Origin of the sequence: Klebsiella sp. ZJOU C1 (assembly GCF_035620215.1) — a bacterium.
In the GTDB taxonomy this organism is placed as follows: domain Bacteria; phylum Pseudomonadota; class Gammaproteobacteria; order Enterobacterales; family Enterobacteriaceae; genus Klebsiella; species Klebsiella variicola.
Genome location: NZ_CP141644.1, coordinates 3,334,513 through 3,357,177 on the forward strand (window position 1 = coordinate 3,334,513; position 22,665 = coordinate 3,357,177).

The following is a 22,665-nucleotide window of genomic DNA, read 5'->3' on the forward strand; positions in this document are numbered from 1 at the left end:
TCACAGGCGGTCAGTAACAGATAACATACAATTAAAAGTCTTTTCATCAGTCCAGATCGCTCAGTGTTGATTTGTTGTACAGAAACTTAATCAGTGGAGCTTCAGGTCTGTCTTTTCCTGTACCCTGTAGTTTTTCATTGGTGTTAATAAGATATCCCCAGGCCTTAAAAGCATCCTTCGCCTCATCCTGCCCCCCTCGTCCGTTAGTATGCATATTCCATAACCGCCGTCGTAAATCCCGCGTCACGCTGGCCCATTCATGGGCAATATTCATTTCACTGTCCACCTGCATACTGCGCGTGTTGATATTCGCTGAACCGTGGGTGGTAAATACATCATTCACAATCATCAGCTTCGAGTGAATATACACCGGCATCCATTCCTCCGGTGGTGAGTCCGGAGCCACCAGCGAGCAGATATGAACCTTCAGTCCGGGGCGTTCCTCCGGCAGGATTTCACTGCTCTGAATTTCATCGGCCTTCTTTTTAAAATCAGCAATTTTCTCACTCATCTCGCGATTACGTTTATTGGTATCTCCGGGGTCGATATAACCAACAGAACCACCGAACATTGCGTTGCTAAGTTGTCCGATCTTACGCAGTTTAGTCACTTCAGGGATAATGTTTGCCCGACCCAGCACCTCAAGCATCCGCTGGGTATTCACCGTACCCGCCCCAATGCCTTCATCGGTTACGTTAGTCACAACAAACAAATGCAGTTCGCGTCCCACTTTACTCTGTCTTTCCGCAACCTGATTAATTAACTCTGCCAGCGGCGGCCAGCGAAAATACTGATTTTCAATATAGATAAACTGCGTCGCATTATTTACGGCCTGCAGATAAAGCGTTTCAATATCATGCTTTCCTGCCTGCGCCTGAGTGCGCAACAGTTGCGCCATCACCGGCGTACCGTGTACCGCACGCAGTTTCAGCTTTTTCGCGATGGACACGCTATCACGAATAGTCAGCAGATCCTGACCGGTTTCCTTCTCCCACGCCATGGCAAAATTATGATGCAGATGCTCCAGAATCGGGCCGGTTACCCGACTGGAGATATCCTGCCGCGGCAGCTTACCGTTAGCGCCTAAGCGGGGATCCATATTATTGCCCGGGCGAAACAGTGCAGAATGTTTATCCGTATCCCAGTACTCATCAAGCATGTTGTGACCCATAACAAAACCAACCGCAGACTCCGGCAGTTCGTAGTCAACCAGCACCGTTTTTTGATGATGGGTCACGGTACCCGCAAGAGTAAGCATCGTGTCAGGGCTGATATCCGGATCAAGCGCCATATTCGCAGCGCGATAGGCAATTTCAGCTCTCTCCAGGAAATTAAACCCGCGCCCGACAAACAAAGGAGAAAGTGAGCTTAATTTTTCTTGTCGTTGCGCTATGGGTGCGGCAGCAATTTCCGCTATCCCGGCCTGTCCCTTTTTTAACTGATGATCGGACCATTCGCCTGACAGAGAATACTGACGGAACCATTGTCGGTCATAGGCATAACGTTCATCCGTAGTACTCTGGCCTTTCCGGTCCTTATAACGAATGACTCCCTTACCCGGTAAATTGGCCTCTCCTCCTCCACCTGCGGCATTACAGGGCATTTCCCAGCCCAGAATACGCACCTGGACTTTTTTTGTTTCTGCAATCTTGCAAAGTAATTCGCCGATACACAGCGACTGACCATCACGGATAAAGTACATCGAAGGCTGAAATCCCCAGCAAATAATATCCACCGTTTTCTGTGCATTCATGATGGCATGATAAACGGCAGCAAACGCTTCTTCCCCGTTTACCAGCGGCTTATAGGTCGCCGGCATCGGTGAGTATTCTGTATTCTGCACAAACCAGGGAGAGGTGATCATACATTGGCGGGTGTCAACCGTGGCAATCGGGGTAATAATGTCTTCCTGAGTCATTATATTTCATCCTTTTAAGTGAGACTTTTGCCATTCAGCGAGGAAATTACCGTACGTGGCAGTCTCCTTATTTTTATCTTTCCGTTATAAGTTTTGGTTTCAGCGTGTTTATTGCAGGACTTTCTTTCTGTTTGTGATGGTTCAGGGACCGGGCAGGAAAAAACGCTTTTTACTGGCCAGCTGACCCGCTGTATTTCGCGGAGTCCGGTGACGTCGGCAGCGGCCTGCCCGTCGCCGGATTCAGCTGTTTCGCTTTCGCCAGTTTCTCTATCAGCGCCGCGCTGGGTTCTGGCGGCGGGATATTGGCCTCCCGTTCCTCCAGCCACTTCAGCCTGCCGTCCCATTCCGGCAGTGGGGCCGGCGGCAACGGCACGATATCGTTGATTTCCGGGACCGTGGGGCTGGCGTAGGAATAATTGCTCAGGATCTTCGTTATCAGTTTATAGCGCCGGGCACGTTCCGGATCCTTCTGCTGAGCCAGATAATAAAGTTCATCCGAAGGTTTAGGACCGTTAAACCCATTTGCTAAAAATCTTGCTGAACTTCCATCACCAGCCGCCACACCCAACTGGAAAGCTTCAACTGCTTCCCGGTACTTTCCACCAATAGCTAACATATTGCCCAACCCATTAGCAGCATCCCCTTCCCCTTGCTCCGCAGCGCAGCGCAACATTTGTAGGGCAACCTCTGGAGCCATTCTTGCTGGGGATAGTTTGTACCCCACATATGCTTGAGCCTGAGGATTCCCCTCATCCGCCGCTTTACGGTAGTAACGCAACGACAGTTCTGGATCCTGCTTCAGACCGGCGGCACCACGTTCCAGATAAATTGCGATAAAGTAGTAACCGCTCGCCACTCCCGCATCGATCAGCCGCTGGCTCAGACGCAGACGCTCATGGCTGTTCAGCGAAAACTGCCCCCGCAGCGACCCGTTCTGCAGATTGATACTGGCTTTATAGTGCCCGTTTTCTGCCGCTATACGATACAGACGCTCCGTTTCCGTATCCACGGCCTTGTCCTGCTTTAACTGGTTATTCTTCTGTAACCAGCGGGCATACTTAAACAGCATATCGCTGTCAGCCGATGCTTCAGGAATGGTTTCATGTTTGCAGGTAAACGCCAGACGGGCATTAATATCAGAAAGAGAGTTCACAGATAAATCCTTTTCAGCAGACAGTACGCTGTGCTGGCTACTCGCCATCAGCAACAGGGACAACAGCATTACCCGGCGCATCAGTCCAGATCCTTCAGTTCATTGTTGGTGTAACGAAACTCAACCAATGGCGCTATAGGCTTATCTTCTCCTGTATCCTGAAGTTTTTTATTTCTTTTTAGAATATCCTCCCAGGCGTCAAACGCATCTGAAGCATTATCCTGTACGCCCATACCATTGGTATGTAGTTTCCACAGACGTTTCCGCAGCGCCTTCGTCACACTGCCCCACTCATGTGCAATATTCATTTCACTGTCCACCTGCATACTGCGGGTATTAATATTCGCCGAACCATGTGTTGTGAAAACGTCATTAACGATCATCAGCTTGGAGTGGATATAAACTGGCATCCAGTTATCCACGGGAGAGTCCTGAGCCACCAGTGAGCAAATATGTATTTTCAGGCCGGGTATTGGCACCATCGGAATATCGCTATCTTTTAACTCTTCTGCTTGTTTTAGCTTTGCTTCATATTCTTTCTGCCGGCGGATAAACTCTTCATTAATCTGCGCCTGGGTGGCCGGATTGCGGGACCAGGCGAGAGAGGCGAATTTGCCTGGGTCTTCCTCCCTGATCTTCTCTATCATTCGGGCCCGGGTCACGCCTGGAATCGTATTGGCGCGCCCCAGGCTTTCCAGCATACGCTGGGTATTTACCGTACCCGCCCCAATCCCCCCTTCCGTGACATTGGTGATAACAAATAAATGTAACGATCCGTCTTTTTCTGGCGTTCGTCCTTTGTCAATCTGCACGTGTGCCGCTTTTTTTATAACTTCCGCCAACGGTGGCCAACGAAAGTACTGGTTCTCAATATAGATAAACTGCGTGCTATTGTTGACTGCCTGCAAATAGAGTTTTTCGATATCACGTTTATTCTCCTGCGACTGCGTGCGCAGGAGTTGGGCAAGTATCAGGGTACCGCACTCTTTCCGCGGTTTAAGGCGTTTCGCCATCTCAAGGGCCTGACGCTTTTTGATAAGGTCCTCCCCGGTTTCCTTACACCATGCTTTGGCAAAATTTTCGTGCAGATGTTCAAGAATGGGTCCCGTCACCTGACTGGAAATATCCTGCCGGGGTAAAAAGCCGCGAGCGCCTTGATCAGGTCCCCAGGGGGCCGGGCCCCCGAGCCGATTCTGGGAAGAGTGCGCATCGGTATCCCAGTACTCATCGAGCATATTGTGTCCCATGACAAAGCCGATGGCGCTTTCAGGTAATTCATAATCCACCAGCACCGTTTTCTGATGGTGGGATGGCGCTAGCGTCATTATCCCCACCGCGCTGGCACTGAGCCCTTTATCGAGAGCCTGATATCTCGCCCGCCAGGCGATTTCCGCACGTTCTACTTTATTAAACCCGCGGCCCACAAATAGGGGATTGACAGTCCACTGATTGAACTGCTTATTGATTGTGCTGGCTAAAAAGTTGCTGGAATCCAGCAGATCGTCACTATATGAATGACGGGCAAACCAATCGAGATCAAAAGCATATTGTTCGTCTGTCGCGCTCTGCCCGGCGCGATCTTCAAGATGCAGGATCCCCTTCCCGGGAAGGTTTGCCTCGCCGACAACCCCGGCGGTATTAAAGGGCGCCTCCCACCCCAGTATACGCACCTGAACCTGTTTTTCCGCAAGCAGACAGAGCAATTCCCCGATGCGCAGCGCCTGTCCGTCACGAATAAAATACATGGATGGTTGAAACCCCCAGCAGATAATATCCACCGATTTTTGTGCCTTTTCGATGGCTCGATATACCGCCGCAAAGGCCTCCTCGCCGTTTACCAGCGGCTTATACGTCGCCACTGCCGGTGGGTATTCCGTATTCTGAACAAACCAGGGCGAGGTGATCATACATTGGCTGGTATCAACCGTAGCAACCGGGGTAACAATATCATTGTGACTCATTGACTTTCGTCCTGTTCAATATGGTCATCGAGCAAATCCGCGTAAGTATTACGATGCTCCGTATGTGAGGAGGGGGGGTTAATATCAGATGCAGCCTGCGAGGTATGGTGGTGAAAGCCGCGATTAGCGAGTTCACCCTGTTCAGGGCGACTGTACGCTTCGGCAACGGGTATCTGATAGCTGACGCCATTAGCCATCTCCAGCTTGTAACTTCTGGTCACGACCTGGTGATCGACTGATATCTGGCCTCTTTCATCCAGCACCCCTTGTTTCAACAGGGCGCCATCGGCATACAGGGTATATGGCATCCCGGCCCAGCTGCTGTCCGACGCATTTGGCGACTGTGCCACGTTCAGATTCAGCGATTGCCTTACCGTGGACTGAAGTGGCGGATAATCTGGATGATCGGCCTTCATGCTGGCGGGTCCGCTATAGGAAAAATCCGCGGCCTTGACGTCGACATCACCACCAGTACCGAGCTCAATCCGATAGGGATCGAGGGTGATATAGCTTCCTCCAGCGTTAATGACGATTTTTTTCTTTGCCACAATGTGAATTTCGCTATCAGTACTGACAATCTCAAGATCCTTGCGCGCCAGGAGCTGCAACTGATCGTTTTGCGCCTGAATCGCCACGGGCCCCTGATTGGCGATTAATTTCATCCCCAGCTTGCGGACAAACAGGCTAAGCCCTTCCCCTACGCCAATAAACAGCCGTTTCATTACGCCCATATCGGCATTCGCCCCGGCATTGATCATCAGATTGCGACGTGCGGTTAGTTGCAGATGCTTGCCACTGGCGAGAGCCACACCATTTGGTGCGCTGAGCACGGCAACCGCCTCCCGTAGCTGATCAATTTGCTCACGCATAAAAGCTAACTGTTGTTCTACCTGGGCTGGGTCGGCTTTAGCCGACTGGGCATCACGCGATAGAGAGTCCATCTCATCACCTGCCTGCTTAAGCCTGTCCAAGGTGTCCTGCATTGCAAGTATCTTGCCGCTGGCGGTTGACTGTTTATCTGCGGTGATAAAGATCCCTTTCCCCGCCCGTATCGCCCCCCATTTATCCGTCCGGAGCTCAAACCCCTCGCCCCGCAACTCCCTCTGCGCATTCACGTTATGCCCCAGGTTCAGCTGCGTCTTGCCGCCGTACTCGGTGCTGAGCTTGATATGCTCCTCGCCGCGCTTATCCTCCATTCGCAGCTTATTATTGGCCGGAGTACGAATCACATTGCGGGTGCTGTTTTTCTCCGTCACAGGGTCGACATGCCGCGAGTCGTGCAGCGCATGCGCAATATACGGCCGGTCAGGATCGCCTTCGTGGAAAGCAATCGCCACCTCCGTGCCCTGGATCAGCGGGAAGTGAAAGCCGTACACGTCGCCGCCGTAGGGTTTGGCGAGACGCACCGGCATGCTTTCCTGACCCTGCCCTTTAACCTCTCTGTCAGCGTCAAATTTCACCCGGTACAGGCCGGACGCATCCTGCCAGGCGTAGATATCATTCGCCTTCGCGCTGGTCACCCGCGCCGTCATGGTGCCAGTCACCTTCGGGCGCGGCAGCAGCGGCGGACGCCAGCACAATGTTTCGCTGTAGGGCACCGCCAGCAGGGACACCCGCAGTGCCTCCCGGCGGCTGGCGGTAAAACCTGTGCCGGTGATTAACAGCGGATCCTGCACGGGCGCAGGCAGGGTCGGTGGGAGGCTGTCGGTAACGGTCAGCACCTGGGCCGGCGCCAGCCAGGCTGCAGTACTGCTCGCGGTAATAAGCGTCTGGTGAGCCAGAAAACGCTCATGGTCGAGACGGGCATAGAAGTTGGCGGTCTCCGTCTGCGGGTCGATTTTATCGCCACGCTCCAGGTGGCGAAGCTTATAGTGGTATACCTCACCGTAAGTGATGCCTTCCCCATTTCCCCGGGTCATATCCGCTGTTGCCGACTGGAGAACGCTCTGCGCATCGCGGGGGTTATAATCCCGGGTAGTGACGTTCGCCTCTACGACGTTATGCGTGATGCTCAGACCCCATATCGATTCCGTACCGCTGTCGCTCATCCCGGACGGGCTGTTTACAGGGAGTGTCTTATCGAACATCAGCGCCCGCTGCGCGTCGGCGAAGTGGACCACTTCGCTCTGGGCCTCTTCCTGCAGGGTGAAGAAATAAAATATCCCCACCTCTGCCAGCAGGCGGTGGATAAATGCCAGGTCGCTCTCCTGATACTGATTAATTTGCTCGCGCCGCGGATAGTGTTGCTTGAGATTAAACTCATACTCCCAGTCATGCAGGTGATGTTCCTGCAATACCTGCTCCACCACCTCCGGTACCGATTTATTTACGAAAAAACGATGGCTGCGAAACTGTTTATCCAGCAGGAAGAGAAACGGCTGGAGGGTTATCTGATAGGTCGACTGATCTTCAGAACGATTGACGCGCCGGAAGGTGGTAATCACACCATGGACGCGTTTGCAGTCCGCCAGCTGCTGCAGTGCGCCGCCGCCCATCGTCAGCATGGCGGGTTTGCTCAGGAGCTGTGCGGCATCGATGTTTTTCTCTGCGCTGGTAAACGTAATGGTGTAATAATAAAGTTCACTCAGCTTTTCTGCACCACTGAATTCTTCCACATCCAGCGATGCGGTACATGAAGGAATATCCAGCTGGTAACGGTTAAGGGTGGTGCCGGTAATCATTGAAAAGGTATCCATTATATTCCTGTTTTACTCCGCAGTAATGACCACCAAAAATCAATTAACAGGATGCACTGTTTAATTTTTTTTAATGATAATCATCTCATTCATCATAAATATATTTATGTGCATATCGATATCTCAGATACCCCACCAGGAATTTCATAACTAAAAGGAAACCCCAGAGATATTTATATTCACTGACTGAGAAATAAAAAAAGCAGCCAGAAACCGGAACCTTCAACGTTTATCGCCGCCAGCATTTCTCTGGCACTGTCCTTAGCACTATCCATGCTGATCTCCTTTATCCATCCCCTTTCCTGCGCTTCATCCCCGCAGAGGCCCCGCTTTGCCGACAAGATTGACTGGCTGCAGGCACACTACCGCCCATCGCTGTTTCCTGTTTATCAGGAACCCGTAGCGCACAGGGTCAGGCAGGCATAATGTTGTTGTTCAACGTCCGCGATCGGGTTCGCGGGTTACTCGGTTTCGTTTTTTAAGGCGTCAGCCCCGGCTCCTGACGTATTAGCCGTGCCCGGCGTCAGACAGGCGTCCTTCTGCGGGACCAGACTGATCTCCACCCGGCGATTTTGCGCCCGCCCGTCTGGCGTCTCGTTGCTGGCGACAGGACGACTTGCGCCGTAGCCCTGCACCGCAAAACAGCTCTCCGGCACATCGCCGGTATCGCGCATCCAGTCGCGGACCGCCTCGGCACGCTTCAGGGAGAGCTGTTGATTGGATCTATCGTTGCCGATGCTGTCGGTATGGCCTGCCACCACGATCAGCCAGCCGGGTTTCGCCTTAATGCCCAGCAGCGAGTTCACCAGCAGCTTTGTCGAACCTGGTTTCAGCGTCGATTTGCCGGTATCGAACAGCGCCATGCTATCGAGGCGGATCGTCTGCGGCCCCTGCACAACCTGCTTAATGACCGGACGCGGCGGCGGGGGCGGCGCCCAGTCATTGATAGCGGCTTCCACGAAGGGGATCAGCCGCATCCCCTGATACAGCCCCAGCCGGTAACGCAACGGCTCTCCCCGGCGCAGCCAGTCATCCAGCTGGCGGCTGTCGGTACGCAGACGCTGCTGCGCCTGCAGCTTCGGCGTCGACGGCGTGCCGCTGAGGCGGTGATACACCGCCAGATGATCGCCGACGCTGCGCACCAGGCGCTGGTTGTTGATAAAGGAAGCCAGCATCGCCAGCGCCAGAAAGAGGAAGCCCACGCCAGCGGCAAGACCGGCATCGCGCATCCGGCGGCTGACCCCGTGGCGGTGCGGCAGTGACGACAGAAGAAGATCCGGCAGCGGGTGAGGACCTGGCGCCGCGGCGTTGCCCGGGGAGAGCGTGGTGATCCCGGCGATTTGCTGTTGCCAGAGGTTATTTGCCGCCGCTACCATCGGTGTCAGGCAGATGCCCGCGGCACACAGGTTCAGCGGAGGAAGTTCCGCCTGCCGGGCGCGGAATGGCCGGAAAAGAGCGTTTTCGGCCAAGGTCAGAATGCTCTCCAGCCACAGCGTCTGATGCAGGCGTGAGGCAGGGCTGCCCTCCCGCTGCCACTCGGCAACCGACTGGGGCGCTTGCCCCTTCTGCTGCACCTGGAGACCAGGCCTCTCCGGCGTGACGGTAAACCAGCGGCTTTCCCCTGCCTGGCCGCCAGGCGGCGTCACCCAGAACACGCTCCACACCGGCGGCAGACCGTTTAGCCAGGTTCGGCACTGAACGATACTCCGTCGCCAGTCGCGCAGCGACTGCGCCAGTTGCTCCCCGGAGGGGTGGTGCTCCGGTACCACCGCCAGCAGCACGGAAACCTGCGATACCAGCGCCGGACGCGCCGCCGCCAGGTACTGCGCCAGCCGCGGCAACTGCTCCGCGCTGTCTCCCCGTAGATACCAGCCGTGACGGGTTTCGCAGTGCGCCGAACGCCCGGGAAACAGACTGTCGGTATCCCCGCAGACCAGAACCACCGCCCCCTGAAAATCCTCGGGCGGCAGGACGATTTCCGATCGCTGACGGCTGACTGCCCGGCGACGCTGACGCCAGAGCGCCGCGCCGCCCGCCAGCAGGATGCACAGACTGAAGATCACCTGGTTGCCGATGGACAGCGGCCAGAAGCCCAGCACCAGCCACAGGGCCAGGATGACGGTCAGTAGCGTAAGCAGACGACGGGCGTTATCACGCATCTCTTATCCCTGCCCTGCTATCTTCGCCACCATCTGTGACAGCACGGCGGAGAAGGTCAACCACAGCGCGGCCAGCGCCACAATGCCAACCGCCCAGCCGCACCAGTACATCCGCCGTCCGCTGCGCAGCCGGGAGGCACGAACCACCACCGGCGCCTCCTGGGTCAGGCTGAACGGCGGGACCCGCGCGCCAAGCGCATGCGCCACGTCCTCACGCCGTTCGTCATCCTGGGCGCGGTACTGCCCGACAAACCCCAGTTGCAAAGTACGATAGAAACAAGTCAGCACTGCCGCATCCGCCGTGGGCTCTCGCAGCAGCTGGCGGATCCGTTCCCAGAGCTCTTCCCCGGCGTTGAGAGTGCTGAAAAAACGCGCCTGCAGCGGATCCTTGCGCCACCTGCGGTAGCCATCATCCTGACTGGCGCGGTTGAGGACGCTCTCATCGAGCAGCGCGCAGTAGGCATAGAGCATCTGCTCAGCGCTGGTGTCACTGATTCCTGCCGCCGTCAGCGCCTCGCGCGCCTCGGTCACCCATCGACAGGCCTGACGATAGAGCGCCTCGCCATCGGTCACCGGCTGGCCGCAGCGTAACTGGCTGACCATCAGCCAGCCCGGGTAAAAAGTTTTGTTGATCAGATCGCTTTCAGAGGTATTCATGAGCGCAGTACCGCAAAGAGTTCAAGTTTCACGTCGCCAAGCGATTCCGGGGTATAGAAGGTGCAGTTGCCGGCCTCCAGCATCGCGCGGGCGGCATCGGTGGAGAGATCCAGAGCGAAATATTGGTTTTCCAGACGTAGCGGAATGGCCGCCGGCACGTGGCTCAGCGGTTTGATCGCGATGCCGCTGAGGGCAATGTTGACGACCTCGGCGACATCATCATGACTACCCGCCTTACAGAGCTGCGGAAAGCGGCTCTGTAGCTGGTGAGGGGGGAGTGAAGAGCGCACCGACAGATAAAAATCCGCCCCCTCGCGCAGCCGCGCATCGTGCAGCCTGCCCCGCCAGATCTCCCGGTCGGCTCCCTGCTCCAGAGCGATGGCGATCACCCTTGAGGGCAGGCTGACTTCGAGCAGCGTATCCAGCAGGGCAAACAGCGGCGGGAATACCTGCTCCGGCGAGGCATGCCGGTAGCGGGGGATAGCTTCCAGATGATGTTCAAGGGAGAAGGTCATCAGACTGCCGGCCAGCCTGGTCAGTTCGCGATAGAGCAGCTCCGGATGGCGAGAAGGGTCCTGATGCAGCTCGCTGAGCACCGGCTCGGCGCTGTTCAGCGCGTTGAGCAGCCAGAACAGGGAAACATCCGCCACGGCAAAATCAGCCATCCGCGCATTGCTTTCACGGCGCATGGCCATCAGGCGTCTGCGTCGGGCCTGCAGGCGATGTAACAGCTCACCCAGCTCGCTGACCAGCGTCGGGCTTGCCGCCAGCGACAGCAGCGGCGGGATGAATTCCGGGTCAACGATCCACTGCCCCTGGGCATCGCGCACCAGACGCGCTACCGGGCAGGTAAGGAAGGCCGCATTTTCCTCGGTGGAGAGACGCAGCGTCAGCGCGTGCCGCAGAACGGCCAGCTCGCTGCGTTCATGGCCGGCCAGCTCCTGCACGGTCACCTGCTCGGCGCGCCAGCGGCGCGGGCGGGCGCTCTCCTGGCCGTCATCAAGATTGCCGCCGCTGGCGCTGAGCAGCGGCAGAGCAAGCACAACCTCCACGCTGTCCAGCATCACGCCCGAGACATCACGGACCGGTGGCAGAGTATCCGCCAGCTCGGTGTCAATCAGCGTTCCGTCGGCGAAACGCACGATCAGCCGGGTGGCGTTGAGCCGGGAAAGGGTGAGCGCGCTGGCGTCAAACTCCGCGCGCAATACCCCCCACGGGTGGGCGAGCGCCATGCGGGAGACCGTATCGGCGACGTGCGCATCCCAGCGAGCCTGTTGCTGAAACTGCTGCGGGACCAGAAAAGCCCCGTCGCGCCATAATGGGCGGAAAATCTTCATTGCACCTCCTGTGCCTTTCGCTTTCATCTGTTTGCAGACAGGACCAAATGCCGCGGCGGATATCCTTCATCCGCCGTACGTTCGCCTCAGCCTCTGCCTTTGCTCTGGCCTGTTCATCACTAGCGGTTTTTCTCCCGAACGTCGTTCGGCTCGATTTATTGCCTGCCGCTTCAGGGAAAGGAAATATCAACTCTGCCCGCGAGGGTTTAGAAGTCAGATGGTATTCTTTGTACAAGGGAGGTTTATCATAAAGCGAAAAAGCCAGGGGAGGTAACGCCTGGCCCTAAATAATATCTGAATTCAACCTACGGCTGCTTTTATGGCTCTTGTTTAATCCATTGAGAAGGAATATTCCATAAGCTATCGTTTTATTATTTCCCCATTGAATGTTAATTAGCGAATTAGTCTCTCCGTCAGGCTTATTTATATTGATCTTAAATATAAATAATAAAAATATCATCGCAATCGATATAGCTTCATTAGCGCCGAGGCCAAAGCCTCCCCCGGCATCAGAGAGATGCCCGGAGGGTTGCCCCGCCCCACCCGGCCATTGCCAGGCGCTGAATTACCCCGTATTTTGGTTTTCCGCTCCGCTGTGGGCGGGTATCAGGGCGAACGAGAGAGAGAAAATGAAACCGCTATTTGTCTATGGGACGCTCTGTCCCGGTCGCAGCAATGCGCACATTCTGGAGGCGATCGGGGGCGAGTGGCGTCCCGGCTACGTCACCGGCACCTTTTACGCGCGCGGCTGGGGCGCAGCCGCCGATTTTCCGGGTATCGTCCTCGACGCTCACGGCCCGCGGGTCAACGGCTATCTGTTCCTGTCCGATCGGCTGGCGGCGCACTGGCCCATGCTGGACGACTTTGAGGAGGGGTACGATCGGGTGCCGGTGGAAGTGACCACCGGCGATGGACAGCAGGTCAGCGCCTGGATTTATCAGCTTCAGCCCCGGGAGTAATCCCCGCCGCGAACGCGCTGTACAATACAGCAGCCCAGCGCGTTCCGGCTTTGCGGTCAGTCCGCCAGGCTTTCCGCCACTGGAGTCACCAGCGCCTTCTTCTCAGCCCAGCAGGCGACGTTATCGAGCACCAGTTGCGCCATCGCCGCGCGGGTGCTCCAGGTGGCGCTGGCCATATGCGGGGTGACGACCACATTACTGCGCTGCAGCAGCCCGGCCGGTACCGCCGGTTCATGGCTGAAGACATCCAGCCCCGCCCCGGCGATAATCCCGCTCTCCAGCGCGGCAACCAGCGCGGGCTCATCAATCACGCTGCCGCGCGAGATATTGATGAGGATCCCTTTCTCCCCCAGCGCCGCCAGCACCGGCTGGTTAATGAGCCCCTGGTTTGCCGCCGTTCCCGGCGTGCAGATAACCAGAAAATCACTCTCCGCGGCCAGGGTCAGCAGATCTTCCCGCCAGGCATAATTTAGCGCCGGGAGACGCTTGCGGTCATGATAAGCAATCTGCATGGCGAACCCCTCGCAGCGCCGGGCGATGGCCTGGCCGATGCGCCCCATGCCCACGATGCCGACCCGCGAACCGGAGACTTTTTGCGTCCACGGAAAACCGCCCGCCGCCCACTCGCCCGCTTCGATAAACTTGTGGGCGGCGACGATCTGCCGCGAGGTCGCCAGCATCAGGCCCAGCGCCAGATCCGCCACATCGTCGGTTAACACCCCCGGCGTATGGCTGACCCGCACCTGGTGCTCTGCAGCCGCCTGCACATCCACGCCATCGTAGCCGACGCCAAAGACGGCGATCAGCTCCAGCGCAGGCAGGCTGGCGATCAGCTCTCGCGTCACGGAGGCTTCGCCGTTGGTGATGAGCACGGTAAAGGTGCCGGCCAGCGCGCGAAAGTCGGCGTCAGTGAGTGCGGTCAGCTCCACGAGGTGATAGCGTCGCGCCAGTTCCGCAGTCAGGGCATCCGGGAGCGAAGCCTGTTTTAACACGTTCAGTTTCATAGCTTATCTTCTTTCAGAGTGTGGAAGGCGGAGGGTTTCTGGCCGCTCCGGGAGACGATGATGCCGATAATCCCGCCAAGGGCCAGCGCCACGGCGACGATCAGCAGTCCGGAGTGATAGCTGTTGGTCAGGTCCTTAATCTTCCCGAGCAGCGGCGGCAAGCCTAAGCCGACAAAATTGGCGATGGTGTTGATAAATGCAATGGAGGCCGCGGCCGCCACGCCCGCCAGCTTCTCGGTGGTCACCGCCCAGAACACCGGCGTTAGCGCGAAATTAAAGCCCACGGTGAGCACCAGCAGCAGATAGGCAACCAGCAGGTTGCCGGCATAGATGGCGACAGCCAGCGAGAGACCGGCCAGAATCAGCGGCAGCCCCATATGCCACGCCCGCTCGCCGGTCAGATCCGAATGACGGCCATTGAGGTACATAAACAGGCAGGCGAAAATAAACGGCACCGCGGACAGCAGACTAATAACCACATCGCTCTGCTCGCTGGCCATACTTTTGAGGATCAGCGGTAAGAAAAGCGTGATGCCGATGGAGCCGAACGCCTGCAGAAACCAGACCAGACTCAGCAGGAGTACCACTTTATTTTTCAGCGCACTGAACCAGGAGGCGTGTTGATTAACTACCGCGCCGCGGTTATCAGCGGCAATCTGCGCCGTCAGCCAGCCTTTCTCCGCCTCAGAGAGCCAGGCCGCCTTTTGCGGGCTGGAAGGTAGCAGCCAGAGCACCAGCGCCCCCAGCACGATGGCGGGAACCCCTTCAATGGCGAACAGCCAGCGCCAGCCGGCAACATCGGCAATGCCATGCATATTTAAAATCAGCCCCGAGACGGGCAGCCCGATGATCGACGCCAGCACCGATCCCATATAAAAGAACGACATCGCCCGTGCCCGGTTGCGCTTCGGAAACCAGCAGGAGATATAGTAAATAATCCCTGGGGTGAATCCCGCCTCCGCCATGCCGAGTAAAAAACGCATAATATAGAGCTGGGTCGGCGTCTGGACGAACGCCATGCCGGCGCTCACCATTCCCCAGGTGATCATTATTCTGGCGATCCAGATCCGCGCCCCCACCCGGGTCATGATCAGGTTGCTGGGAATTTCGAAAATAATATAGGAAATATAAAACATGCCGACCCCAAGGCCGTACATGCTGGCCGTTAATCCCAGATCGGCGTTCATTTGCAGCGCGGCAATGGAAATATTGGTTTTATCAAGATTGGCGACAAAATAGCAGATAATAATAAAGGGGATGATTTTGCTGTTTAGCTTTTTTAATGTAGAAGTACAGAGTTCAATGCTCATAATAATAACCCCATGACTTTGCCTCGGGCAGGGGAAGACCGCCCGCGCCAGGCAAAGATTGATATTAAGAATCGCAGCAGGTATTAACCGGGGACTACCACTCGGCGACCACGCCATCGGCAAGGCGCCAGACGGGGTTCCGCCAGTCAGGAGCGCGTCGGCTCATCTCAATCACTTTCTCTTCGTCGATATCGACCCCCAGCCCCGGCTTCATTAACGGCTTAAAGTACCCCCCCTCCATATTGAAATCGGCTTTGTTTTTCACGAAGTCGAGTAACTCGGCGCCCTGGTTATAGTGGATCCCCATGCTCTGCTCCTGGAAGACAGCGTTGTAGGAAACAAAGTCCACGTGCAGACAGGCGGCCAGCGCGATGGGGCCTAACGGGCAGTGCGGAGCCAGCGACACGTCCGCCGCTTCCGCCATACCGGCGATTTTGAAGCATTCGGTGATGCCGCCAGCGTGAGAGAGATCGGGCTGCAAAATAGCCAGGCCGCCGGCCTCCAGCACCCGCTTGAACTCAAAGCGCGAGAACATGCGCTCGCCGGCGGCCAGCGGGATCGCGGTTTGCGCCGCCAGCCGCGGGTAGTACTCCGCCTGCTCGGCCAGCACCGGCTCTTCGATAAACAGCGGCCGATAGGGTTCCAGCTCTTTAATCAGCAGTTTCGCCATCGGCGCGCTGACGCGGCCATGAAAATCGAGGCCAAATTCAATGTCGTTACCAAATGCTTCGCGGATCTGCGCCACCGTGTTCACCGCCGCATCCACCGTGCGCGAACTGTCAATCATCCCCATTTCCTGACAGCCGTTGAGTTTGAAGGTATCAAACCCCATCCCGCGCAGCGTGTTAATCCCGGCAATGACCTCGGCAGGTCTGTCTCCTCCCACCCAGCTGTAGGCTTTGATTTTATCGCGCACCAGGCCACCCAGCAGTTGCCAGACCGGCGCATTCAACGCCTTCCCTTTGATGTCCCACAGCGCCTGGTCAATACCGGCGATCGCGCTCATCAGGATCGGCCCGCCGCGATAAAAGCCGGCGCGGTACATGACCTGCCACAGATCGTTGATCCGCGCCGGATCCTGGCCAATCAGATAGTCCCCCAGCTCATGTACCGCCGCCTCCACGGTGCGCGCCCGGCCTTCGACGATCGGCTCGCCCCAGCCGACTATCCCCTCGTCGGTTTCAATCTTGAGGAACATCCAGCGCGGGGGTAAACGCCAGGTGGTCAGTTTGGTTATTTTCATTTCACAGCCTCTTGATACGCCCTAACAAATGCGGCGGCCTGCTCTGCGGTCCGCGCTACCGGCTGGCCGGCGCGATAGAGATCGCTGCCCAGCCCTGCGCCCGCACAACCGGCCTCGATCCATTGCGCCAGGTTTTCCGGCGTGACGCCGCCGACCGCAAATACCGGCACCGACGCGGGCAAAACCGCTTTCAGCGCCCTGATGTAGTCGGGGCCAAACGCCGAAGAGGGAAAAATCTTCAGCGCCTGCGCCCCGGCCTCCAGCGCGGTAAACGCCTCGCTTGCCGTCGCGCAGCCGGCGCAGACGGTCATCCCGTGCCCGACGGCCCGGCGGATCACCGCCGGCTGCACATTGGGGGTCACCACCAGCCGCGCCCCCAGCTGCGCCAGCCGATCGACCTGCGCTTCCTGCAGCACCGTTCCGGCGCCAATCAGCGCCTGCGCGCCGTAGGCCTCGACCACGGCCGGGATGCTCTGCTGCCATTGCGGTGAATTGAGCGGGATCTCCACGGTGTCGAACCCGGCGGCGATCGCCGCGCCGACGTGCGCCAGCGCCTCGTCAGGGGTGATGCCGCGCAGAATAGCGATCAGCGGAAGTGAGGTTTGCCACTGCATGTACGATGCTCCTTATACCAGCCAGAAAGGCATCGTCGCCCGACACTGTCGTCACCTGGCGGCCCAGCAGCTGAAATGCCTGCTGATAGCGCGCGGAGAGGGACGGGCCGGCAACGATCGCGATAGCCTGTTCGTCGGCAATGAAGGCGCGCATGCTGGCCACCTCCGCGCCAATTAACAGGCCGGATAGATATTCGCTCACCTGCTCCCGGGCCAGCGCCCCCAACAGGTGCGCGGCGCGGGTCTCAAAAAGCTGTGGCAACACCGCGGGCGCGGACAGGCCGCGCGCCAGTCCGGTGTGAAATGCCGCCGGCGCAGCCTGCTGCTCGGGTAATCCCGCGCCGATCAGGGAGTGCGTCAGCAGCAGATGGTGCAGTTCGCCGGTCATCACCGTGCGAAAGTCTTCAATCTGCCGGCCGTCGGTTTTGACCCATTTGCAATGGGTGCCGGGCATGACGTACACCGCCGCAGGGGCCAGCAGGCGTGCGCCGAGGAGCTGCGTCTCTTCGCCGCGCATGACGTTGTGGTGGTCTTCGCGGGAAGTGCAAAGCCCGGGGACAATCCAGATCCCTTCATCTACGGCGGTCAACTGGTCGCCAATGGCCGTGAAATCGGCGGGAAGCGGTAAATAGGGCGCGTTCTTCCAGCCCACGTTGCTGCCTACCATTCCCGCCATGACCACCGGGGTACGCCCCTCGCGCCAGCCATTAATCTGTGTCGCTAACACCGCTGCCGGCGATTGACCGTCCAGGCGGGCGATCCCCACCGCCGACTGCCGGCTGTCGAGGCAGCGTTCGCCCTCAAACAGCCAGGCGCGAAAATTGGTCGATCCCCAGTCAACAGCGATGTAGCGAGATGTCATGTGATTTCCTTCAGTCTTCGTGTCGAGCTGGCGATCATGGTGAGCGCCGCCTGCTCTGCCGCGTTGCTGTCCTGATGGCGAATCGCATCGAACAGCGTTTTATGTTCCTGGAGCGTTTGCGGCATGTTGGCCTCATCCCCCATCCAGGTCCGTTCAAATATCGCGCGCTGCAGCGAGCTAATCGCCACGCTGAGCTGCTGCAGCACCGGGTTATGCACTGACGCCAGCACCGCTTCGTGATAGCGAATGTCGGCTTCATTAAAGGCATCGCGCTGCTGGTTGTTGGCGATCATGTCATTCAGCGCCGCCTCAATCTGCGCCAGATCGCTGGAGGTGGCCCGCTCTGCCGCCCAGCGGGCTATCGCCGGCTCCACCAGATTACGCACTTCGCTCATCGCCGCGATGAGCCCCGGGTCTTCATCCTGTTCCAGCGCCCATTGCAATACGTCGCTGTCTAGGAAATTCCACTGGCTGCGCGGCGCGACGAAGGCGCCGCGATAGCGTTTCATCTCAATCAAGCGCTTCGCCTCCAGCGAGCGAAAGACTTCGCGGATGATGTTGCGGGAGGTGGCAAACTCCTCGCACAGGTCAGCCTCCGCCGGCAGCGCCGCGCCGGGAAGATATTTGCCGCTCACAATCTGGCGGCCCAGGGTCACCATCAGCCGATCGGTTTTAGTCAGGTTCATAGCGTGTCCTTAACGGGGTTATGCCCGGTTACTTTACTCCGTTCAGCGCATTTCCACCCAGTCTGGTAGTACAAACGTGAACCTGTTCATCCTTGCCTGTGACACATAGTAGTACTATTAATAAAAATTGTACTACAATCAAGATCACAAAAAAGACAATCCATCACAAAAAAGGATCGTCGACATGCCAAAAATGGTGGCGACGATCCTTCGCCGGGGACGGGAAAGATGGGCCTGCGAGGCTGGGTTAACGCGGCTTCGGCGGGGGGCTGTCAGGCTAATCGGGGTAACGAACAGTGGGTAGTCTGGCGTCGTTTCGGCCAATGCAGGTATACTTGGCAGATGTTTCCTCAGTTTCAGACACGCAGATGACAAAACTCACCTTACAAGAGCAGATGCTCAAAGCCGGCCTGGTCAGCAGCAAAAAAATGGCTAAAGTCCAGAGGACGGCGAAAAAATCCCGCGTTCAGGCCCGTGAGGCCCGGGAAGCGGTGGAAGAAAATAAAAAAGCTCAGCTGGAGCGCGATAAGCAGCTCAGCGAGCAGCAAAAGCAGGCGGTGCTGGCGAAAGAGTATAAAGCCCAGGTGAAGCAGCTGATCGAGATGAACCGCATTACGGTCGCCCGGGGCGATATCGGCTTTAACTTCACCGATAATAATCTGATCAAAAAAATCATGGTCGACAAGCTCACCCAGACCCAGCTGATTAACGGCCGTCTGGCGATTGCCCGCCTGGCGGTGGATAACAAGCCCGAAGGTGAATACGCGATTATTCCGGCGGTGGTGGCCGAGAAAATCGCCCAGCGCGACGCCAGCAGCATCGTGTTGCACAGCGCCCTGAGTCAGGATGAGCAGGATGAAGACGATCCGTATGCCGACTTTAAGGTGCCCGACGATCTGATGTGGTAACCCCGGGCTTTCTCGCCGCGGGCGATCAGAACGGGCTCGCCTGCTGGATATGCATCGGCTCATGGCTGACGGGGTGGACAAAGCGCAGTTCGCTGGCGTGCAGCATCAGCCGCGGAGCCTGTTCCGTGCCGGGCAGCTCCCGGCCACCGTACAAATCGCAGCCAAGGATCGGATAGCCCAGCAGCTGGCAGTGGATGCGCAGCTGATGGGTGCGCCCGGTCTCCGGGGTGAGCGCCACTCGAGTCAACGCCAGCGCCCTCTCTCCTTCCCGTGACTGATACAGGCGGTCAATGACCCGATAGCGCGAACGCGCCGGTTTGCCGTGCCGGGCGCACAATGACATGCGCGGGAAACGGGCCGGATCTTTGGCGATCGCCGCCTCCACTATCCCCTCATCTTCCGCCAGATGGCCGCACAACAGCGCCGTATAGACCTTGTCCACCGTGCGCTGGCTGAACTGCTGGCACAGCAAGGCGTTAATGCCCTTGTTGCGGGCCACCACCATCAGACCGGAGGTACCGAAGTCCAGGCGGTGCACCAGGGTGCAGCCCGGAAAGCGCTGAACCAGCCGGTGATGCACGGAGTCAAGGTTGCGCGGATCTTTGCCCGACAGGCTCAGCAGCCCGGCGGGTTTATTGATCAACAGCAGGTGTTCGTCCTGATACAAGAGGGTGATCTGTTCGCGGCACGGCGGCGCGACAAAGGTATCGATAATGGTGGACATCAGGCGGCCCGAAGTAGGAGTGGCTGGCGATAGTACCCCATTTTGGCCGCCGGCACGATGCTGGCGCACAATCCGCCCTCGCGGCGGCGTCATTTATCACCCACACTTATCGCAAAGGCATGGCCTGCACAGGCAATGTGCTTTACACTGCGCGCTGCAAAATTTGAGTTAACCAACGAGTAAGAACGGTAATGGCGATGAACGGAACAATCACAACGTGGTTTAAAGATAAAGGTTTTGGATTTATCAAAGATGAAAACGGCGAAAATCGTTATTTTCACGTGATTAAGGTCGCCAATCCTGATCTTATCAAGAAAGACGCGGCGGTGACTTTCGAACCTACCACCAACAATAAAGGGCTGTCGGCCTACGCGGTGAAGGTCATTCCGGAGAGCAAATATATCTATATCGCCGGCGAGCGGCTGAAGCTGACCTCCATCAAATCCTATGTGGTGTACCATGAGGAGGAGCCGGTCGAGACCCGCGTCGATAAAGAAAACGCGGTGCTGTCGGTCGGGCTGCTGATGAACAGCATCCGGCCAAAATCCACAGTGCAGCCGGGAGAGATGCGTTCGGTGAAAAAGCTGGCGATCACCACCTTTCAGGGGACAACCCTGATCTTCTCGGAAGACGAAATCGATATCGATGCCACGGTAAAACTGCTTAAGGTGTAAGCCCCGGCGCGCGGTTTCCCGCGCGCCCGAAGACCTGCCCGATAGACTACCCGCCATCGCCCCTCGCCGGACGGGGCGATGGCGCCAGACAGCCGATAAGGATGCCGCCGCCATGCCCGTGAATTTTGACTTCAACGATCTCTACGCCTTTCGCGCCCTGATGGAATATGGCAGTTTTCGGCTGGCCGCTGAATCCATCTGCCTGTCGCAGTCGGCCCTTAGCCGACGCATCGAAAAGCTGGAGACGGCGCTGGGCAACCGGCTGTTCGAACGTACCACCCGGCGGGTGACCCTCACGCTGTATGGGCAAAATTTTGCCGAACGTTCGGAGCAACTGCTGGCCCATGTCGAGACGGTGCTGGCGGATATCAGCCAGGTCAGCAAGGCGCGCACCGGGCTGGTGACGGTGGCGACGGTGCCCTCCGCCGCCTACTACTTTATGCCGGAAATCATCCGCAGCTTTCAGGCGCGTTATCCCCAGGTGCGCATCCGGTTGATTGACAGCAGCGTCGGGAATGTGATCGAGGCCGTCAGCAGCGGACAGGCTGACTTTGGCCTCTGTTTTGCCAAAAACCTGCCAGCCAGTCTCGAATTCACCCCTCTTGCCGACGACCGCTATGTGGCCGCCTGTCGGTACGATCATCCGCTGGCGCGCAAGACGCACCTCAGCTGGCAGGCGTATTTTGAACAGGATTATATTGGCCTGGATCGGGTCTCGGGCAACCGGACGCTGCTTGACCGGGAGCTGGCGCATCTGACGCCGGCGCGGCCAAGTATCTGCGAAACCCGCCACGTCACCACGATGCTGGGGATGGTGGAAGCGGGCATCGGCATTGCCGCCGTGCCCGCGATGTCGATGCCCGCCGGGGAGCATTCCGTTCTCCGCGCTGTGCCGCTCACTGACCCGGTGGTCACGCGCACGGTAGGCCTGATCCGCCTCAGCGGCCGTATTCAGTCCTACGTGGCGGCAGAGCTGGAGAAGCTGATTATTGAACAGTATCCTTCTGGCTGACCGGCGTGGTGGCGGCCACGCTTCGCATGCCGGTGGCGTGGATGGTCTCCTGCGCCGCCGGTGAGGCCAGATACGCCAGCAGCGCCTTGCCTTCCTGCGGGTGGTCGGCGCTGATAGTCACCGCCCCGGCAAAGCGGGTGATGTACTGCAGGTTATCCGGCAGTTCGCCAACGAAGGTCACGCCGGGTACCGGCAGCAGTTCGCTCACCTGCTGAAAACCGATCGCATACCGTCCCTTCGCCACTTCCGAGGCTACCGGAATGCGCTCCACCATCTGCGCTTTGCTCTGCATCGCGTCATCAATGCCCAGGGTGTGGAACAGCGTCGAGCTAACATAGCGTCCGCTGGCGCTGTCGGAGTACGCGACCGACGGCGCCGCCAGCAGCGTCGCCCGCAGCTGGTCTGCGCTATGGATAGCCGGCAGCGGCGCCCCCGCCTTCACCACCACGCCGATCGGCGAGTCGGCCAGCTCCCGACGCGAACCCGGTTGCGTACGGCCCGCTTTTTCGAGGCTGGTTAGCGCATCCCCGACCATAATCACCACGTCCGCGTGTTCGCCCCGCGCCAGGCGGTTAGGGATCGCCTGCGGCGTTTTCCCCATCGACGGGCCGGGGATCACCACGAGGTGGTTGCCAGTTTGTTTTTCCCACGCCGGGGCCAGCTTTTCCAGCGCCGCTTTGAAGCCGCCGGAGATCATCACGGTGACCTCTGCGGCCAGCGCGCTGCCGCCGGTGGCGGCCAGCAGCAGCGTGGCCAGCAGTGTTCCTGTCGTTTTACGCATCATCTTC

General features: G+C 57.9%; 19 protein-coding genes and 1 pseudogene. 4 read left to right on the plus strand and 16 right to left on the minus strand.

The window, feature by feature from the left end:
• Positions 1-46 precede the first annotated feature (46 nt).
• From SPE70_RS16000 to tssK, 8 genes and pseudogenes are all read right to left on the minus strand, one after another.
• Positions 47-1,918, minus strand: a complete 1,872-nt coding sequence (locus SPE70_RS16000; protein ID WP_040968640.1) for a phospholipase D-like domain-containing protein — start codon at positions 1,916-1,918, stop codon at positions 47-49.
• Between the two features lie 169 nt (positions 1,919-2,087).
• The gene (locus tag SPE70_RS16005; RefSeq protein ID WP_040968641.1) at positions 2,088-3,152 is read right to left on the minus strand and encodes an SEL1-like repeat protein; all 1,065 of its coding nucleotides are present in this window, start codon (positions 3,150-3,152) and stop codon (positions 2,088-2,090) included.
• The gene (locus SPE70_RS16010) at positions 3,152-5,032 is read right to left on the minus strand and encodes a phospholipase D-like domain-containing protein (RefSeq protein WP_136047329.1); all 1,881 of its coding nucleotides are present in this window, start codon (positions 5,030-5,032) and stop codon (positions 3,152-3,154) included. Before SPE70_RS16010 ends, SPE70_RS16005 begins: the two co-directional genes overlap by 1 nt.
• Positions 5,029-7,728 carry a type VI secretion system Vgr family protein gene (locus SPE70_RS16015; protein ID WP_040968643.1) on the minus strand — a complete coding sequence of 900 codons (2,700 nt, stop codon included), beginning with the start codon at positions 7,726-7,728 and terminating at the stop codon, positions 5,029-5,031. The genes SPE70_RS16010 and SPE70_RS16015 overlap by 4 nt, the downstream gene beginning before the upstream one ends.
• A gap of 150 nt (positions 7,729-7,878) precedes the next feature.
• A pseudogene (locus tag SPE70_RS16020) lies at positions 7,879-8,003 on the minus strand (hypothetical protein).
• A 186-nt stretch (positions 8,004-8,189) separates the two neighbouring features.
• The gene (locus SPE70_RS16025; protein ID WP_022066206.1) at positions 8,190-9,887 is read right to left on the minus strand and encodes an OmpA family protein; all 1,698 of its coding nucleotides are present in this window, start codon (positions 9,885-9,887) and stop codon (positions 8,190-8,192) included.
• Positions 9,888-9,890: 3 nt separating this feature from the next.
• Positions 9,891-10,544, minus strand: coding sequence for a type VI secretion system protein TssL, short form (tssL, locus tag SPE70_RS16030; protein ID WP_012541320.1), 654 nt, complete (start codon positions 10,542-10,544; stop codon positions 9,891-9,893).
• Complete coding sequence (gene tssK / locus SPE70_RS16035) at positions 10,541-11,881, minus strand: type VI secretion system baseplate subunit TssK (RefSeq protein WP_016161345.1); 1,341 nt, start codon at positions 11,879-11,881, stop codon at positions 10,541-10,543. Before tssK ends, tssL begins: the two co-directional genes overlap by 4 nt.
• A 629-nt stretch (positions 11,882-12,510) precedes the next feature.
• On the opposite strand from tssK, the gene SPE70_RS16040 reads away from it, so the two are divergent.
• Positions 12,511-12,840 carry a gamma-glutamylcyclotransferase family protein gene (locus SPE70_RS16040; protein WP_023297847.1) on the plus strand — a complete coding sequence of 110 codons (330 nt, stop codon included), beginning with the start codon at positions 12,511-12,513 and terminating at the stop codon, positions 12,838-12,840.
• A gap of 56 nt (positions 12,841-12,896) precedes the next feature.
• On the opposite strand, the gene SPE70_RS16045 is transcribed toward SPE70_RS16040, so the two are convergent.
• The 6 genes from SPE70_RS16045 to dgoR all read right to left on the minus strand — a co-directional run bounded on the left by SPE70_RS16045 (position 12,897) and on the right by dgoR (position 18,559).
• A complete protein-coding gene (locus tag SPE70_RS16045) occupies positions 12,897-13,844 on the minus strand; it encodes a 2-hydroxyacid dehydrogenase (protein ID WP_023297848.1) in 948 nt (315 codons plus the stop codon).
• A complete protein-coding gene (locus SPE70_RS16050) occupies positions 13,841-15,154 on the minus strand; it encodes an MFS transporter (RefSeq protein ID WP_043875087.1) in 1,314 nt (437 codons plus the stop codon). The genes SPE70_RS16045 and SPE70_RS16050 overlap by 4 nt, the downstream gene beginning before the upstream one ends.
• A gap of 94 nt (positions 15,155-15,248) precedes the next feature.
• On the minus strand, positions 15,249-16,397 hold the full coding sequence (gene dgoD, locus SPE70_RS16055; protein ID WP_008804354.1) for a galactonate dehydratase: 1,149 nt from the start codon (positions 16,395-16,397) through the stop codon (positions 15,249-15,251).
• Positions 16,394-17,011 carry a 2-dehydro-3-deoxy-6-phosphogalactonate aldolase gene (locus SPE70_RS16060; RefSeq protein ID WP_008804353.1) on the minus strand — a complete coding sequence of 206 codons (618 nt, stop codon included), beginning with the start codon at positions 17,009-17,011 and terminating at the stop codon, positions 16,394-16,396. Before SPE70_RS16060 ends, dgoD begins: the two co-directional genes overlap by 4 nt.
• Complete coding sequence (locus SPE70_RS16065) at positions 16,956-17,873, minus strand: 2-dehydro-3-deoxygalactonokinase (protein WP_064170570.1); 918 nt, start codon at positions 17,871-17,873, stop codon at positions 16,956-16,958. The genes SPE70_RS16060 and SPE70_RS16065 overlap by 56 nt, the downstream gene beginning before the upstream one ends.
• Positions 17,870-18,559: a D-galactonate utilization transcriptional regulator DgoR gene (gene dgoR / locus SPE70_RS16070; RefSeq protein ID WP_012967805.1), complete on the minus strand. Its 690-nt coding sequence runs from the start codon at positions 18,557-18,559 to the stop codon at positions 17,870-17,872. The genes SPE70_RS16065 and dgoR overlap by 4 nt, the downstream gene beginning before the upstream one ends.
• Positions 18,560-18,927: 368 nt before the next feature.
• On the opposite strand from dgoR, the gene SPE70_RS16075 reads away from it, so the two are divergent.
• On the plus strand, positions 18,928-19,467 hold the full coding sequence (locus tag SPE70_RS16075) for a DUF2058 domain-containing protein (RefSeq protein ID WP_040968648.1): 540 nt from the start codon (positions 18,928-18,930) through the stop codon (positions 19,465-19,467).
• Between the two features lie 25 nt (positions 19,468-19,492).
• On the opposite strand, the gene SPE70_RS16080 is transcribed toward SPE70_RS16075, so the two are convergent.
• Positions 19,493-20,191 (minus strand): RluA family pseudouridine synthase, encoded by a 699-nt coding sequence (locus SPE70_RS16080; RefSeq protein WP_049138296.1) that lies wholly within the window; start codon positions 20,189-20,191, stop codon positions 19,493-19,495.
• Between the two features lie 191 nt (positions 20,192-20,382).
• Between SPE70_RS16080 and SPE70_RS16085 the strand changes: the two genes are divergently transcribed.
• Both SPE70_RS16085 and SPE70_RS16090 read left to right on the plus strand, forming a co-directional pair.
• Positions 20,383-20,865 carry a cold-shock protein gene (locus SPE70_RS16085; RefSeq protein WP_012541308.1) on the plus strand — a complete coding sequence of 161 codons (483 nt, stop codon included), beginning with the start codon at positions 20,383-20,385 and terminating at the stop codon, positions 20,863-20,865.
• Positions 20,866-20,977: 112 nt separating this feature from the next.
• A complete protein-coding gene (locus SPE70_RS16090) occupies positions 20,978-21,877 on the plus strand; it encodes an L-proline-binding transcription factor PsrA (protein ID WP_008804348.1) in 900 nt (299 codons plus the stop codon).
• Here the strand turns inward: SPE70_RS16090 and SPE70_RS16095 are convergent.
• On the minus strand, positions 21,852-22,661 hold the full coding sequence (locus SPE70_RS16095) for a substrate-binding domain-containing protein (RefSeq protein ID WP_008804347.1): 810 nt from the start codon (positions 22,659-22,661) through the stop codon (positions 21,852-21,854). The genes SPE70_RS16090 and SPE70_RS16095 overlap by 26 nt on opposite strands.
• Positions 22,662-22,665 lie beyond the last annotated feature (4 nt).